Below are 16,542 nucleotides of genomic sequence, written 5' to 3' on the forward strand. Positions count from 1 at the left end.
TTATCCGAACAGCGTACGGGCGCCTTCGAAGCGCGACGCGAAGTAGGGGTTCGACAGATACTCTGCGCGGATGGTGCTGTTGGTGCGCGGCGCGTGGACGAACTTGTCGTCGCCGATGAAGAGACCCATGTGCGAGAACGGTCGGCCGAGCGTGTTGAAGAACACCAGGTCGCCGACCTGCAGCTGCTCCAACGATACCGGCCGGCCGAGCCGCGCGATTTGTGCGGCGTTGTGCGGCAGCTTCACGCCTACGGCGTTCTGGTAGATGTAGGCGACCATGCCGCTGCAGTCGAGCCCGGCCTCCGGGTTGGCGCCGCCAAACTTGTACTCGAGGTCGAGCAGCGACAGCGTATAGATCAGGATCTCCCGCCCGGCGCCGTCTGCGCGCAGACCCGACAAGGCGACCGGCCCGCGGGTAAGCGGGCGCGGCGTCGGCTTCTTCGCCGGCGTGGTGCATGCCGCCAGCAGCGCGGCGGCGACGGCGAAGAGGGCGGCGCGTCGCTTCATTGCTGGCTTTTCGCTTCCAGTTCTTCCCAGCGCGCGAGCTTGTCGAGCAGCAGCTCGTCGATCTCTTCGATGCGCGCCTGCCAGCTGCGCGCCTCTTGCGGCGTATCGCGGTAGGCGTTCGGCGCGAGCAGGTTTTCGTTCAGGCCGGCCTGTTCGGCCTCGAGCGCGGCGATCTCGTCGGGCAGCCGTTCGAGTTCGCGCTTCTCGTTGAACGACAGCTTGTTCGGTTTCGATTTCTCGCGCGCCGCCTTGTCGCCGTTGGCCGAGGCCGCTGTCTTCGGCGCCTCTTTCTTGGCTTCGGCCGGCTTCATCGCCGCCATCCGCGCGCGGGTATCGACCCAGTCCTGGTAGCCGCCCGGGTATTCGTTGAGTTGGCCGTTCCCCTCGAACACGATCACCTGGGTGACGACGTTGTCGAGGAAGGCACGGTCGTGGCTGACGAGGAAGACGGTGCCGCTGTACTGCGCGAGCACGTCCTCGAGCAGTTCGAGCGTGTCGATGTCGAGGTCGTTGGTCGGCTCGTCGAGCACCAGCACGTTGGCCGGGCGGGTGAACAGGCGCGCCAGCAGCAGACGGTTGCGTTCGCCGCCGGATAGCGACTTCACCGGGCTCCTCGCGCGTTCCGGGGAGAACAGGAAGTCCTCCAGATAGCTCATCACATGCTTCTTCTGGCCGGCGACGTCGATGAACTCGTTGCCCTGGCTGATGGTGTCGGCGACGCTCTTTTCCTCGTCGAGCTGCTCGCGGAACTGGTCGAAGTAGGCGATCTCGAGCTTGCTGCCGGCGCGCACCGTGCCGGTGTCCGGCTCGATCTCGCCGAGGATCAGTTTCAACAGCGTCGTCTTGCCGATGCCGTTCGGGCCGATCAGGCCGATCTTGTCGCCGCGCAGGATGCGGCTGGTGAAGTCGCGGATCAGCGTCCGGCCCTCGTAGCCCTTGCCGACGTGTTCGAGCTCGGCGACCAGCTTGCCCGAGCGCTCGCCGGCATCGAGCTGGAAGTTGACCTGGCCGACGCGGTTGCGGCGCGCGGCGCGTTCGCGGCGGATCTGCTCCAGGCGGCGTACGCGGCCTTCGTTGCGCGTGCGGCGCGCCTCGACGCCCTTGCGGATCCATACCTCTTCCTGCTTGTGGAACTTGTCGAAGATGCGGTTCTGTTCTTCCTCTACCGCCAGCTCTTCGGCCTTGCGCGTCTGATACGCGGAAAAGCTGCCCGGGTAGCTGCGCAGGATGCCGCGGTCGAGTTCGACGATACGGGTCGAGACGTTGTCGAGGAAGCGCCTGTCGTGGGTGATCAGGAGCACGCTGCCGGCGAACTGCTTGAGCAGGCCCTCGAGCCATTCGATCGCGGCGACATCCAGGTGGTTGGTCGGCTCGTCGAGCAGCAGCACGTCGGGCTGCGCGGCGAGCGCGCGCGCCAGCGCGACGCGTTTCTTCCAGCCGCCGGACAGGTCGGCGACCCGTGCGTCGGCGTCCAGGTCGAGGTGCGACAGCGTCGACGCGATCAGCGCGTCGAACTGCCAGCCGTTGACCGCCTCGAGTTCGTGCTGCAGGCGCTCGATGTCGGCGAGCGCCGCGTCGTGGTCGGCGTCGGGCTCGGCCAAGCTGTGCGTCGCCTTGTGATAGTCGGACAGCAGCGTGCGGACGTCGCCGAGACCCTCGGCGACCGCCTCGAACACCGTGTGTTCCGGGTCGAACACCGGTTCCTGCGGCACGTAGGCGATGCGTGCGTCGTTGCGGGCGACGACGCGGCCGTCGTCGAGGCGCACCGCGCCGGCGATCGCCTTCAGCAGCGACGACTTGCCGGCGCCATTGCGGCCGATCAGCCCGACCACCTCGCCCGGCTCGAGCGCGAAGTCGACATTGTCGAGCAGGGGAACGTGACCGAAGGCCAGGAATGCTTTTTCTACCGTCAACAGCGCCATGCGTAAGTATCCGTCGTGCGATTGCAATGACGGGCATTCTACCATGAGGGGGAGGGGTGCCTCGCCTGCCGCCGCCGGCGGCTGCTACAATCGGGAGCCTGTTCCCGACCCACCGTCACATAAGGATGCCGCCATGTATTTCGTTGACCGTTCCGTCGCCGTCGTCAAGCCCAAAGAGCCGTTCATGGCGTGGCTGAACGCCGTTCCGGGTAACGACATGGACCTCACGCTCGACAGCCTGCGCGCCGACTGCACCGTGATCCTGCTGCCCGAATTCGCCGAGCCGGAAGAGGCGGTCGCCTATATCGACGAAATCTTCGAACAGCTGTTCAAGATGGAACTCGCGTCGTGGTACGAGGACGAAGCGCTGTGGCCGCAGCAACGCACGCTGAAGACCTTCTGGGAATGGTTCGACGTCGAGATCCACTCGACAGTGATCGACAGCGTCGACGATGACATCGTCAACAGCCCGGGCAGCGGCGACCTGTAGTACGCCGCTGGCAAAGTCGAAACCATGCACGCGCCGCGCCGCATCACGCCTTTCGTCGTGACGCCGAAACCGTCGCGCCGGTGGCGCGCGGCCGTGTTGGCCTTGCATGCCTGGTGGCTGGTCTCTGTGCTCGCCGTCTGGCCGCAAGGTTGGCCGAGCCTCTTGCCCTTGCCGGCCAGCCTGTATTTTTCGCTGCGCGCCGACGGCTGGCTGCCCGGTGCGCGCCGGCCGACGCGACTCGAGGTCGGGCCGCGCGGCGAATTGACGCTGACGCTGGCGGGCCGGCCGGTCGCGGCGCGGCTGTCGCCCGATACCGTGGTCTGGCCGTGGCTGGTCGCGCTGTGCATCGATAGCGACGCCGGACCGCTCAGACTGATGCTGCTGCCCGATTCGGCGGGCGGCGACGACTTGCGCGCGCTGCGCGTCTACGCCCGCTGGTTTGCCGAGGCGGCCGACAAAACCCTCCTTCAAGATACGCATGACTGACAAGCTGAAAACGCTGGACGACTGGCTGTCCCACCTCGAGGCGCTGCACGCCACTCCCATCGACATGGGGCTAGCCCGCGTGCGCCGCGTGAGCGACGCGATGGGCCTCGCGCCGACCTTCCCGGTCATCACCGTCGGCGGCACCAATGGCAAGGGCTCGGTGTGCGCGATGCTGTCGACCATGCTGGTGCGCGCCGGCTACCGGGTCGGCACCTACACCTCGCCGCACATCATGCGCTACAACGAGCGCGTCGCGATCGACCTCGAACCGGCGAGCGACGCAGCCATCGTCGAGAGCTTTGCCGCGATCGACGCGGCGCGCGGCGACACCACGCTGACCTATTTCGAATTCGGCACGCTCGCCGCGATGAAGGCGTTCTGCGACGCGCGCGTCGACGTCGCGGTCATGGAGGTCGGCCTCGGCGGGCGTCTGGACGCGGTCAACGTGTTCGAACCCGACGTGTCGGTGGTGGTCAGCGTCGACATCGACCACCAGAGCTATCTGGGCGACACGCGCGAGGCGATCGGCTTCGAGAAGGCCGGCATCTTCCGCGCAGGCAAGCCGGCGATCTGCGCCGACCCGAACCCGCCGGCGAGCCTAATCGATCACGCTCGCGCTATCGGTGCAGATCTGAAGTGCATCGGCAGCGACTTCGGCTTCAGTCGCATGGACAACCAGTGGTCGTTCTGGATGGACGGCCACCACCGCCACGCGCTGCCGTTCCCGGCGCTGCGCGGCGCCTACCAGCTTTCCAACGCCAGCGCGGCGCTCGCGGTGCTGGACTGCCTGAAGCTGCGCCTGCCGGTCGGGCAGGGCGCGGTCAAGCGGGGCCTGTTGGAGGTCGACTGGCCGGGCCGCTTCCAGGTGCTGCCGGGTCGCCCGCAGGTCGTGCTCGACGTCGGCCACAACCCGCACGCGGTGCGCGCGATGGTCGACAGCCTGCGCCGGCTGCCGTTCGCGCAGAACCGTGTCGCGGTGTTCTCGATGTTGTCGGACAAGGACGTCGACGCGGTGGTCGAACTGGCGAAGGACGATTTCGACGTCTGGTACGTCGGCGGCCTCGACATGCCGCGCGGCCAGACCGGCGAGGCGATCGCCGCCAGGTTGGCCGAGCACGGCATCGCCAAGGTCAAGGTGTTCGACACGGTCGAGGATGCCTGGCAAGCCGCCTTATCGGGGGCCGGCGAGAATGATAGACTGACCGTATTTGGCTCATTCCATACCGTGGCCGCCGTGCTCGCCGCACGCCAGGCCGCCCGCTGAGGAAAACATGGCAGGACTCTCCAGTCACGAAGAACTCATCATGTTGAGAAAGCGCGCGCGTCGCCGCCTGGTCGGCGCGATCGCGCTGGTGCTGGTGGCCACCGTCGTGCTGTGGAACGTGCTCGGCCGTGTGCCCAACGCGCCGATGCGGCCCGAGAAGATCGAGATATCGAGCAACCTCGCCAAACAGGCCGTGCCGCCGCAGGCAGTGCCCTTGCCCATAGCGCCGGAGCCTGTGGCGAGCATGCCGTCGGTCGCCGCCGCGCGCCCGGCGCCGACGACCGAGCTCGTCGCGAGCCTGCCTCCCGAACCGTCTCTGCCGGTGGCGCCAGCGCCGCTGAAGCCGGCAGAGCCTGCTGTCGCCCCGAAACCGGCAGAGCCTGTCGTTGCGGCAAAGCCGGTGGAGCCGGTCAAGAAAGTGGAAAAGACTGAAAAGCCGGCGGCAAAGCCTGAACCCAAGCCCGAGCCGAAGCCGGAGTCCAGACCCAAGGTCGAGGCGAAGGCGGAGTCCAAGCCTGCGAAACCGGCCGAGAAACCGCAGAAAGACCCGGCCGCCATTCTCGAGGGTCGCACCGAAGCCGCGCTCCAGGCCTCGGCCAACGTCGACAAGGCTAAGGCCGAGAAGGCCGGCGCGGAAAAGGCCGGTGCCGAAAAGGCCAAAACCGGTAACGGTTTCGCGATCCAGCTGGCGGCCTTGTCCGACCCGGAAAAGGCCGACGCGCTCAGGAGCCGGCTCGCCGCCGCCGGCGTCGCCGCGCACTTCAGCAAAGTCACGACCAGCAAGGGCGAGGTGACGCGCGTGCGCGTCGGCCCGTTCGCCAGCCGCGAAGACGCCGACGCGACCTTGAAGAAACTCGCGCGCGCCGGCGTGACCGGCATCGTCGTCACCCGTTGATCCCGCACGCATGACCGTTTTCGACTATATCGTCCTCGCCATCGTCCTCGGCTCGATCGTCATCGCTCTGATCCGCGGCCTGGTCGCCGAGGTCTTGTCGCTGAGCTCGTGGCTGTTGGCGTTCTGGTGCGCGAAGGAGTTTGCGCCCGACGTGTCGCACTTTCTGCCTAGCGACCTTGCCGGGGAAGGGCTGCGCCTGGTCGCCGCCTTCGTGCTGCTATTCTTTTTAGTGTGGCTGGCAACGGCGCTGATGCGGGTGGCGCTGACCGGCCTGATGGACAGCATCGGCTTGGGCAGCGTGAACCGGCTGCTCGGCGGCGTGTTCGGTGCCGCGCGCGGGCTGGTGCTGGTGACGGTGATGGTGCTCGTCGGCGGGATGTCCGACCTACCGAAACAAGCGATGTGGAAGAACGCGGTGCTGGCGCCCCCCCTGCAGTCGGCGGCCTTGTCACTCAGGCCGTGGTTGCCCCAAGTGCTGGCACAAAATGTGCGTTATCCCTGATGGGAAGAAAGAAGACGGAGTGATAAGGTTCGCCCCGTCTTTTTTGTTATCCGAACTGGTGTAAAGGACGCAAACCATGTGTGGGATTCTGGGTGTCGTCGGGCAGTCCCCGGTCAACCAATTGTTGTACGACGGGCTGCAACTGCTGCAACACCGTGGCCAGGACGCGGCGGGCATCGTCACCGCGAACGGCAAGAGCTTTCACATGCACAAGGGCGCAGGCCTGGTGCGTGATGTTTTTCGCACCCGCAACATGCGTTCTCTGACCGGTACCGCCGGCATCGCGCACGTGCGTTACCCGACCGCCGGCTCGGCGTCCAACCTGGCCGAGGCGCAACCGTTCTACGTCAATTCGCCGTTCGGCATCGTGCTGGCGCACAACGGCAACCTGACCAACGCCGACGAGCTGAAGGCCGACATGTACCGTCGCGACCTCAGGCACATCAACACCAACTCCGACTCCGAAGTCTTGCTCAACGTGTTCGCGCACGAGATCGCGCAACGCGTCGACGGCCAGGCCTTGCCGATCGACGCGGTATTCGGTGCGGTCGAGGCGGTGCATCGCCGCGTGCGCGGCGCCTACGCGGTGGTCGCGCTGATCGCCGGCTTCGGCCTCGTCGCGTTCCGCGACCCGAACGGCATCCGCCCGCTGGTGATCGGCTCCAACCAGGCCGGCGGCAAGTCCGAATACATGTTCTCGTCCGAGTCGGTCGCGCTCGACTGTTCTGGCTTCACGCTGCTGCGCGACGTCGCGCCGGGCGAGGCGGTCTACGTGACCTTCGATGGCGACTTCCACGCGCGCCAGTGCGCCGAGACCACGCGCCTCGCACCCTGCCTGTTCGAATACGTCTATTTCGCGCGTCCCGATTCGGTGATCGACGGCGCGTCGGTCTACCAGGCGCGCCTCAACATGGGCGAAACCTTGGCCGAGAAGGTGCGCCGCGTGCTGCCGGCGATCGACATCGACGTCGTGATGCCGATTCCCGATACCAGCCGCGCGAGTGCGCTGCAACTGGCGAACGCGCTCGGCCTGCCGTACCGCGAAGGCTTCATCAAGAACCGCTACATCGGCCGCACCTTCATCATGCCGGGGCAGGGCGTGAGGAAGAAATCGGTGCGCCAAAAGCTGAACCCGGTCGCTTGCGAGTTCAAGGACCGCAATGTGCTCTTGGTCGACGACTCGATCGTGCGCGGCACCACCAGCCGCGAGATCGTGCAGATGGCGCGCGACGCCGGCGCCAAGAAGGTCTATTTTGCGTCGGCTGCGCCGGCGGTACGCTTCCCCAACGTGTACGGCATCGACATGCCGACGCGCGAGGAACTGCTCGCCACCGGCCGCACCGAGCAGGATGTGACCGAGGAGATCGGCGCCGACGCGGTGATCTACCAGGAGCTCGACGCGCTGGTCGAAGCGGTCAAGGCGGCCAATCCGGCGCTGACCGAGTTCGAATCGTCATGCTTCGACGGCTATTACGTGACCGGCGACATCGACGACGCGTATCTGGATGCGCTCGAGGCGTCGCGCAACGCGGCGCGCCACGAGGGCGAAGCCGGCGTGGTCGACCTCAATCTGAACGTTGCCGAGCAAAACCTGATGTGAGCACAATAGGGGTCCGCTCCTTCTAGGCGCCGCCGGCGGCAAGCCGGCGGCATCACATCGCCATGACAAGACCCCAAAACGACACCTCGGCCAAGCTCAGGCCCGAAACGCTGGCGATCCGCGCCGGTCGCGAAACCTCCGACTACGGCGAGCACAGCCAGGCGCTCTTCCTTACTTCCAGCTTTACCTACGACACCGCCGCCGAAGGCGCCGCGCTATTCATCGGCGAACAGGAAGGCTATATCTACTCGCGCTTCACCAATCCGACCGTCGCGGCCTTCCAGCAGCGCCTCGCCGCGCTCGAGGGTGGCGAACGTGCGATCGCCACCGCCAGCGGCATGGCGGCGATCCAGGCGACCATGCTGACGCTCTTGAAGGCCGGCGACCACATCGTGTCGTCGCAGAGCCTGTTCGGTTCGACGATCAACCTGTTCAACGGCATCCTCGCCAAGTTCGGCGTCGAGATCAGCTACGTCGACCCTGCCGACCTCAACGCGTGGCGCGATGCGGCCCGCCCGAACACCAAGGTATTCTTCCTCGAGACGCCGTCGAACCCGCTGACCGGTGTGGCCGACATCGCCGCGATCGCCGACGTCGCGCACGCGGCCGGTGCGCTGCTGGTGGTCGACAACTGCTTCTGCACGCCGGTGCTGCAGCAACCGCTGAAGCTCGGTGCCGACCTCGTCGTCCATTCGGCGACCAAGTCGCTCGATGGCCACGGTCGCGTGCTCGGCGGCGCGGTCGTCGGTTCGGACAAGCTGATCGAGCCGATCTACCTGCACGTGCGCACCGCCGGTCCGAGCCTGTCAGCGTTCAATGCGTGGGTGTTACTGTCGGGGCTGGAGACGCTGTTCGTTCGCATCGAGCGCCAGTGCCAGACCGCGATCGAGATCGCGCGCTGGCTCGAAGCGCAGCCGCAGGTGGAGCGGGTGTTCTACCCGGGGCTCGAGAGCCATCCGCAACACGAACTGGCGATGCGCCAGCAGAACGGGAGTGGCGGTACCGTGGTCAGCTTTGTGCTGAAAGGAGAGCGCGCCGCGGCGTGGCACCTGATCGACGGCGTGAACGTGTTCTCGCGCACGTCCAACCTCGGCGACGTGAAGTCGACCATCACCCATCCGGCGTCGACGACGCATGCCCGTATCACGCCGGAAGCGCGCGAGCGCGCCGGCATCGTCGACGGACTGGTACGCCTGGCGATCGGCCTCGAGCACGTCGAAGACCTGAAGGCCGACCTGGCCGCCAGCCTCGGCTGAGTTGACGTGAAGTTATGTCAAAAGCAATGCTGATGTAGAGCAGAAGCTCGCTTTAGCGTTCGCTTCATTCAAACGGCAGTCTAAAATGGGACTGCCGTTTTTTCTTGTGCGGCATTTCGCGGTTTTGATGCGGCTTGAGTCAAATTCCCTTGACACTTCCGTCGTCAAAACGTAAGTTTAAAACGATTGTTCGAAAGTCAGTATGGATCAGGCAATTCAACCCGAGCAACCCAAGGCAACCATGGAAGCGAATCGTCCCGACACCTCCACCCGCATCCTCGACGTGTCCGAAACGCTGTTCGTCGAGCACGGCTTCGAGGCGACTTCCTTGCGCATGATCACCCAGCAGGCCGGGGTCAACCTCGCCGCGGTGAACTATCACTTCGGCTCCAAAGACGCGCTGTTCGAATCGGTGTTCACCCGGCGACTCGGCCCGCTGCTCGCGGGCTGCCTCGCCGAGCTCGACGCCGAGGAGGGCAGGGGCGAAGCGCTGTCGATCGAAACGCTGGTGATGACCTTCATTCGCCCGGCGCTCGCGCTCTCCAAAGACCCGAACAAGGGCGGGGCGCTGTTCGTCAGATTGCTGTCGCGCACGCTGGTGGAAAACCACCGGCTGCTGCGCGAAACCCTCTCGCTGCAGTACAGCGAGTTCGTCCAGCGCTACAGCCGCGCCTTCGAGCGCACGTTGCCCGAGCTCGGAGGGGAGGAGCTGGCCTGGCGCATGCATTTCGCGTTCAGCGTGATGTTCAACGCCTTCGCCGGCAACGACGTGCTGAAGATCTTCGTGCGCAGCCAGGTCGTGTCCGCGCGCGACCCGGACATGATCGTGAAACACCTGGTGCCTTTCGTGGTGGCGGGCTTGAGTACGCCTTCCGGAAGTTAGCGCTTGAAATGAACCGGCTCGCGAGACACGCAAAGCGGCCGCGAACCGGTTCATGCAGCATCACACCCTTTGCGGCTAACAAAGGGTCAACACGAGGAAAAACACAATGCTACCCGCCATCATCCTTCTCGCCCTGGTCGGCGCGCTGGCGTACTTCCGTGCGCCCGTCATCGTCTGGACGCTGGGCTTCGCCGCCTGGCTTCTGGGACTCCAATTCGGTTCAGGTTTCGCCGTGCCGGTCGTGGTATGGGGCTTGTTCGCCGCCGTAGCGGCGGTGCTGAACCTGCCGCCGCTGCGCCGCGTGCTGTTCACCGGCCCGGTGTTCGGCGTGTTCAAGAAGATCACCCCGCCGATGTCGCAGACCGAGCAGGAGGCGATCAACGCCGGCACCGTCTGGTGGGACCGCGACCTGTTCTCCGGCAAGCCGGACTGGGACAAGCTGCTGTCCTTCCCGGACCCGAAGCTGACGCCGGAAGAGCAGGCCTTCATAGACGGTCCGACCGAGGAGCTGTGCAAGCTCGTCGACGACTGGAAGATCACGCACGAAGAGAAAGACCTGCCCGAAGAGGTGTGGAACTTCATCAAGGACCACGGCTTCCTCGGCATGATCGTCAAGAAGCGGTACGGCGGCCTCGAGTTCTCCAACTACGCGCACGCCAAGGTCGTCACCAAGATCGCCACGCGCGGCGGGTCGGCTGCGGTGACGGTGATGGTGCCCAACTCGCTCGGCCCGGGCGAACTGCTGCAGCACTATGGCACCGAAGCGCAGAAGGACTACTACCTGCCGCGTCTGGCTCGTGGCCAGGAAATCCCGTGCTTCGCGCTGACCAGCCCGTCCGCCGGTTCCGACGCGGGAGCGATCCCCGACTACGGTTATGTTTGCCGAGGCTCCTATACCCATCCCCGTACTGGTGAGCAGTTCGACAACGTGCTCGGCATCCGCGTCAGCTGGGAAAAACGCTGGATCACGCTCGCGCCGGTCGCGACCATCCTCGGCCTCGCGTTCAAGCTCTACGACCCGGAACACCTGCTGGGCGACAAGGAAGACATCGGGATCACCTGCGCGCTGGTGCCGGCCGGCCACGGCGGGGTGCAGATCGGCCGCCGTCATTTCCCCGGCGGTTCGGCCTTCATGAACGGCCCGACCTGGGGCCGCGACGTGTTCATCCCGATGGAGTGGGTGATCGGCGGTCAGGAATACGTCGGCCAGGGCTGGCGCATGCTGGTCGAGTGCCTGTCGGTCGGCCGCTGCATCTCGCTGCCGGCGATGTCGGTCGCGTCGGGTAAGGTCGCATCGTTCGTGACCGGTGCCTACGCCCGTATCCGCGACCAGTTCGGCCTGCCGATCGGCAAGTTCGAGGGCGTCGACGAGGCGATGGCGCGCATCGGCGGCTTCACCTACCAGATGGAAGCGTCGCAGGACCTGGCGCTGACTGGCCTCGATCTGGGCGAAAAGCCGTCGGTGCTGTCGGCGGTGCTCAAGTACCACAACACCGAGCGCATGCGCAAAACGCTGAACGACGCGATGGACATCCACGGCGGCAAGGCGGTGGTGCTCGGCCCGCGCAACTACCTGGCGCGCGCCTACCAGGCGATCCCGATCGCGATCACCGTCGAAGGCGCCAACATCCTGACGCGCTCGATGATCATCTACGGCCAGGGTGCGATCCGCTGCCATCCCTACGTGCTGCGCGAAATGAAGTCGGCGATGGCGAACGACGGCCGCGAATTCGACGACGCGATCACCGGCCACATCAGCTTCGTGATCTCCAACTTCGTGCGTTCGCTGTGGATGGGCCTGACCGGCGCCCGCCTGGTCGGCGCGCCGAAGAGCGGCGACATCGGCCGCTACTACAAGCAGCTGACGCGTTTCTCTAGCGCCTTCGCGCTGTTGTCCGACATGGCGATGTTCAGCCTCGGCGGCTCGCTGAAGTTCCGCGAGAAGCTGTCGGCCCGCCTCGGCGACATGCTGTCCAACCTGTATATCGCGTCGGCCTGCCTCAAGCGTTTCGAGCGCGAAGGCGCGAACAAGCAGGACCTGCCGGTGCTGCAATGGGCGGTCGAATCGGCGCTGTATGACCTGCAGCAGGCGATGGACGGCTTCCTTGCCAACCTGCCGAGCCGCCCGCTCGCCTTCCTGCTGCGTCGCGTGATCTTCCCGTGGGGCCTGACGCTCAAGCCGCCGTCCGACCGCATCGGCACCAAGGTCGCGCGTGCGCTGATGGAGCCGGGAGGCACCCGCGACCGTCTCACCCACGGCATGTTCGTGCCGAACGACGAGCGCGACCCGGTCGGCGTGCTGCAGCCTGCGCTCAAGGCCATCCTAGAGACCGAACCGGTCGAGCAGAAGCTGCGCAAGCTGACGCGCGACGGCAAGTTCAAGTCGCTGACCAACCGCGAAAGGTTGGCCGAGGCCTTGGCTGCCGGCCAGATCAGCCAGACCGAATTCGACGCGGTGGCACGTGCCCGCAAGCTCAAGCGCGACGTGATCATGGTCGACGACTTCGACAAATCGCTGACCCACCACGACGACGCGCTGCTCGAACGCCTGGTGTTCTAAGACAGGCGCGGCCCGGGGGCGGCTCTGCCCGGGCCATTTTTCGAGGCGGTGCGGCGCACCGCCTCGAAAAATGTCAATAGAGATTTATTGTTGTTTATATCGTGCTGTATGCATATTTTTGAAGGGTGGGTGCCGGAAAACGCCGTCAGACAAGCGATGTTGTAATTAAACGAATGTTTGGAACAATTGCTTGAAAAGCGCTGGCAAAGCCATTTTTCTGTGGTTAGTATCGATCTCAGTCGATGACACAATCGACTCGACAACACTACATGCAACGAGAAATGCACAGAGGGATAACACATGAAATTGAAGCACCTCAGCCTGTCGGTCATGTTGATGGGGTCGGCCGCGGGCCTGCTGTCCGCGCAGGCCTTCGCCTCCGGCTATCACTTCGGTACCCAGTCCGTCAGCGCGCAGGCGACCGCGAACGCCAGCGCGGCCGAAGCCGCCGACGCGTCCACCATCTTCTATAACCCGGCCGGGATGTCGAAGCTGAAGGGGACTAATTTCACGGGTGCGCTGAACCTCGTGTCGCCGAGCGTCAAGTACAGCAATGCCAAGGGTTCGTACCCCGACGGGACGGCGATCAGCGGCAAGTCCAGCGGCAAGCTCACCGACGACCTGGTGGCCGTCCCGCACCTCTACCTCACCCACCAGATCGACGACCGTTTCGCGGTAGGTCTGGGCGTCTACGTGCCGTACGCGTCTGAAACCGAGTACGAGCGCGACTCCGTGCTGCGTTACAACGTCAACCAGACCGGTCTGAAAACGATCGACGTCAACCCGACGCTGTCGTTCAAGCTGAACGAGCAGCATTCCTTCGGCGTCGGCCTGCTCGCGCAATACGCGAAGGCGACGCTGCGCCAGTACGCCAACTTCGGCGCCTTCCCCGGGACAGGCGCCGGTGGCGCGCCGGCAGGAAACGGCAACGCGGACGGTTTTGCCGAGGTGGAGGGTGACGACTGGGGCTACGGCTTTACGTTGGGCTGGATGTGGGACGTGAGCGAGAACAGCCGCGTCGGCCTGAGCTATCGTTCGAAGGTCAAGCACACGCTGGAAGGCACCGCGAAGTGGACCAAGCCTGCGACGACCTCGCCGATGGGTGCCGCCCTGCTGAATGGTTATAAGGCATCCGAAGGCGCCAAGGTCGACATCGTGACCCCAGAGTCGCTGTCGCTGCACGGCATGCACAAGCTCGATCCGAAGTGGAACCTGTTCGGCGACGTTACCTGGACCCGCCATTCCCGCTTCGAGAAGGCAGTGGTCGAATATGAAAACACCAAGGTCGTTGCGGGCGGTACGAGCAACAAGACCATCCTGGTGCCCGACTGGGATGACACCGACGCTTACAAGGCGTCGCTCGGCGCGTCCTACCAGTACTCCGATCCGCTGCAGCTGCGCTTTGGTGTCGCCTACGACAAGACGCCGGTGCCGGATGACAACCACCGGCTGTCGACGCTGCCCGACAACGACCGCATCTGGTTCTCGCTCGGCGGCAAGTACGACTTCACCAAGCAGACCTCGGTCAACCTGGCTTACAGCTATATCCATATCAAGGACGCCAAGGCCAACGTGAACGGCTACTGCGGCGGCGCGAACGCGGCATCGGTCGCGTGCGTGTCGAGCAAGACCAACGGCTCGGCCGAATATAAGAGCCATGCCCATATCGTGGGCTTGCAGTACAACTACAGCTTCTAACCGAGGCGTGGCAAAAGGCGGGGCCGTGAGCCCCGCCTCATAAAAAGGCAGGCACGAGGGGCACTGCCGTCTGTTGTTCATAGACACCATCGAGGAAACCATGTCTCAATCCAAGTTCATCGTACGCAAGGTCGCCGTGCTCGGCGCCGGCGTGATGGGCGCGCAGATCGCCGCTCATCTCGTTAACGCCAAGGTGCCGACGATCCTGTTCGACCTTCCGGCCAAGGAAGGCGACAAGAACGGCATCGTCGTCAAGGCGCTCGACGGCCTGAAAAAGCAGAAACCGTCGCCGCTGGCGGGCAAGGATCGGGTGCAGTACATCCAGCCGGCCAACTATGAAGAGCATCTGCATCTTCTGAAGGACTGCGACCTGGTGATCGAGGCGATCGCCGAGCGCATGGACTGGAAGGCCGACCTCTATCACAAGGTGGCGCCGTACCTGGGCGAGAACACCCTTTTCGCGACCAACACCTCGGGCCTGTCGATCAACACCTTGGCCGAGGCCTGCCCGGAAGCTGTTCGCCCGCGCTTCTGCGGCGTCCACTTCTTCAACCCGCCGCGTTACATGCACCTGGTAGAGATCATCCCGTGCGTGACGTCCGACGCGGCGATGCTTGACCACCTCGAGCGCTTCCTGGTGTCGACGCTCGGCAAGGGCGTGATCCGCGCCAAGGACACGCCGAACTTCGTCGCCAACCGCATCGGCGTGTTCTCGATGCTGGCGACCATCGCCAACGCCGAAAAATTCGGCCTCCGCTTCGACGTCGTCGACGACCTGACCGGCCCGCGCCTCGGCCGCCCGAAGTCGGCCACCTTCCGCACCGCCGACGTGGTCGGCCTCGACACCTTCGCCCACGTCGTGAAGACGATGCAGGACACGCTGCCTGACGACCCATGGCATGCGCTGTTCAAGTCGCCCGAGTGGCTGCAGAAGCTGATCGCCGCGGGCGCGCTCGGCGCCAAGACGAAGGCCGGCATCTACAAGAAGGACGGCAAGCAGATGTTCGTGGTCGACCCGGCCCGCGGCGATTACGTCGGCTCGGGCGAGAAGGGCGACGACACGGTCAAGGACATCCTGAAAATCGCCGACCCGGCCGAAAGGTTCAAAAAGCTGCGCGAGAGCGAGCACCCGCAGGCGCAGTTCCTGTGGGCGTGCTTCCGCGACGTGTTCCACTACATCGGCTTCCACCTGGCCGACATCGCCAACTCGGCGCGCGACGTCGACTTCGCGATCCGCTGGGGCTTCGGCTGGAGCGTCGGCCCGTTCGAGACCTGGCAGGCCGCCGGCTGGCAGCAGGTTGCCAAGTGGGTCGACGAGGACGTGAAGGCCGGCAAGGCGCTGGCCTCGGCCAAGCTTCCGGCCTGGGTGCTCGAAGCCGACCGTGCCGGCGTGCACTTCGCCGACGGCTCCTTCGATGCGGCCAGTGGCAAGCGCATCGGCCGTTCGACGCTCGACGTCTACCAGCGTCAGCTCGCGCCGGCCAAGGTGCTCGGCGAGGCGAACGCGCCGCTCGGCGAGACCGTGTTCGAGAACGACGGCGTGCGCGCCTTCACCACCAGCGACGAGATCCTCGTGGTGTCGTTCAAGACCAAGGCGCACGCGATCGGCCCCGACGTGCTCGACGGCCTCAACACCGCCATCGACATCGCCGAGGCGCGCTTCAAGGGCCTGGTGATCTGGCAGACCGAAGAGCCGTTCTCGGTCGGCGCCGACCTGTCGTCGATGATGCCGGCGTTCATGATGGGCGACTGGGACGCAATCGAGAACACCGTGCGCCGCTTCCAGGCTACGTCGATGCGCCTGCGCTACAGCCAGATCCCTACCGTCGCCGCGACGCAGGGCTACGTGTTCGGCGGCGGCTGCGAGTTCGCGATGCACTGCGACAAGGTGGTCGCCGCGCTCGAATCCTACGTCGGCCTGGTCGAGGTCGGCGTCGGCCTGCTGCCGGGTGGCGGCGGCTGCAAGGAGTTCGCGCTGCGCGCTTCTCAAGAGGCCAAGGGCGACGTGCTCGCCGCGCTGAAGGATTACTTCATGGCGATCGCCACCGCCCAGGTCGGCACCAGCGCGATCGAGACGCAGGAGATCGGCTTCTTCAAGAAGACCGACGTCGTCGTGTTCAACGCCTACGAACTGTTGTACGTCGCCAAGCAGCAGGCGCTCGCGTTGGCCGAGTCCGGCTACCGCCCGCCGCTGAAGGTCAAGAGTTTCCCAGTCGCCGGCCGCACCGGCGCGGCGTCGATCAAGGGCCAGCTTGTCAACATGCTCGAAGGCCATTTCATCTCCGAGCACGACTTCACCATCGCCGGCCTGATCGCCGACGTGATGACCGGCGGCGACGTGGAGGCCGGCACCGAAGTCGACGAGGCGTGGATCCTCGAGCTGGAACGCAAGGGCTTCATGCAGCTGCTGAAGAACAGCAAGACGCAGGACCGCATCGCCAACATGCTGACCACCGGCAAGCCGCTGCGCAACTAATCG

13 protein-coding genes are annotated in these 16,542 nt (G+C 65.2%); 11 read left to right on the top strand and 2 right to left on the bottom strand.

The window, feature by feature from the left end:
• A complete protein-coding gene (locus DWG20_RS11590; protein WP_115433963.1) occupies positions 1-507 on the bottom strand; it encodes a C40 family peptidase in 507 nt (168 codons plus the stop codon).
• Positions 504-2,429: an ATP-binding cassette domain-containing protein gene (locus DWG20_RS11595; protein ID WP_115433964.1), complete on the bottom strand. Its 1,926-nt coding sequence runs from the start codon at positions 2,427-2,429 to the stop codon at positions 504-506. Before DWG20_RS11595 ends, DWG20_RS11590 begins: the two co-directional genes overlap by 4 nt.
• A 133-nt stretch (positions 2,430-2,562) precedes the next feature.
• Between DWG20_RS11595 and DWG20_RS11600 the strand changes: the two genes are divergently transcribed.
• From DWG20_RS11600 to DWG20_RS11650, 11 genes are all read left to right on the top strand, one after another.
• A complete protein-coding gene (locus DWG20_RS11600) occupies positions 2,563-2,919 on the top strand; it encodes a hypothetical protein (RefSeq protein WP_115433965.1) in 357 nt (118 codons plus the stop codon).
• Positions 2,920-2,943: 24 nt separating this feature from the next.
• Positions 2,944-3,405 carry a protein YgfX gene (locus DWG20_RS11605; protein WP_115433966.1) on the top strand — a complete coding sequence of 154 codons (462 nt, stop codon included), beginning with the start codon at positions 2,944-2,946 and terminating at the stop codon, positions 3,403-3,405.
• Positions 3,406-3,409: 4 nt separating this feature from the next.
• Positions 3,410-4,669: a bifunctional tetrahydrofolate synthase/dihydrofolate synthase gene (gene folC, locus DWG20_RS11610; protein ID WP_115434797.1), complete on the top strand. Its 1,260-nt coding sequence runs from the start codon at positions 3,410-3,412 to the stop codon at positions 4,667-4,669.
• A gap of 7 nt (positions 4,670-4,676) precedes the next feature.
• On the top strand, positions 4,677-5,564 hold the full coding sequence (locus tag DWG20_RS11615) for an SPOR domain-containing protein (protein WP_115433967.1): 888 nt from the start codon (positions 4,677-4,679) through the stop codon (positions 5,562-5,564).
• A 10-nt stretch (positions 5,565-5,574) separates the two neighbouring features.
• Positions 5,575-6,066 (top strand): CvpA family protein, encoded by a 492-nt coding sequence (locus DWG20_RS11620; protein WP_115433968.1) that lies wholly within the window; start codon positions 5,575-5,577, stop codon positions 6,064-6,066.
• 76 nt (positions 6,067-6,142) lie between these two features.
• Positions 6,143-7,666 carry an amidophosphoribosyltransferase gene (gene purF, locus DWG20_RS11625; RefSeq protein ID WP_115433969.1) on the top strand — a complete coding sequence of 508 codons (1,524 nt, stop codon included), beginning with the start codon at positions 6,143-6,145 and terminating at the stop codon, positions 7,664-7,666.
• Between the two features lie 62 nt (positions 7,667-7,728).
• Positions 7,729-8,922, top strand: a complete 1,194-nt coding sequence (locus DWG20_RS11630) for an O-succinylhomoserine sulfhydrylase (protein WP_115433970.1) — start codon at positions 7,729-7,731, stop codon at positions 8,920-8,922.
• Positions 8,923-9,163: 241 nt separating this feature from the next.
• Positions 9,164-9,805 carry a TetR/AcrR family transcriptional regulator gene (locus DWG20_RS11635; RefSeq protein WP_115433971.1) on the top strand — a complete coding sequence of 214 codons (642 nt, stop codon included), beginning with the start codon at positions 9,164-9,166 and terminating at the stop codon, positions 9,803-9,805.
• A 106-nt stretch (positions 9,806-9,911) separates the two neighbouring features.
• A complete protein-coding gene (locus DWG20_RS11640) occupies positions 9,912-12,365 on the top strand; it encodes an acyl-CoA dehydrogenase (protein WP_115433972.1) in 2,454 nt (817 codons plus the stop codon).
• A gap of 300 nt (positions 12,366-12,665) precedes the next feature.
• Positions 12,666-14,063 (top strand): OmpP1/FadL family transporter, encoded by a 1,398-nt coding sequence (locus DWG20_RS11645; protein WP_115433973.1) that lies wholly within the window; start codon positions 12,666-12,668, stop codon positions 14,061-14,063.
• 100 nt (positions 14,064-14,163) lie between these two features.
• Positions 14,164-16,539 (top strand): 3-hydroxyacyl-CoA dehydrogenase/enoyl-CoA hydratase family protein, encoded by a 2,376-nt coding sequence (locus DWG20_RS11650; protein WP_115434798.1) that lies wholly within the window; start codon positions 14,164-14,166, stop codon positions 16,537-16,539.
• The last annotated feature ends 3 nt before the right edge of the window (positions 16,540-16,542 follow it).

It is taken from the genome of Crenobacter cavernae, assembly GCF_003355495.1.
GTDB classification, from domain to species: Bacteria; Pseudomonadota; Gammaproteobacteria; order Burkholderiales; family Chromobacteriaceae; genus Crenobacter; species Crenobacter cavernae.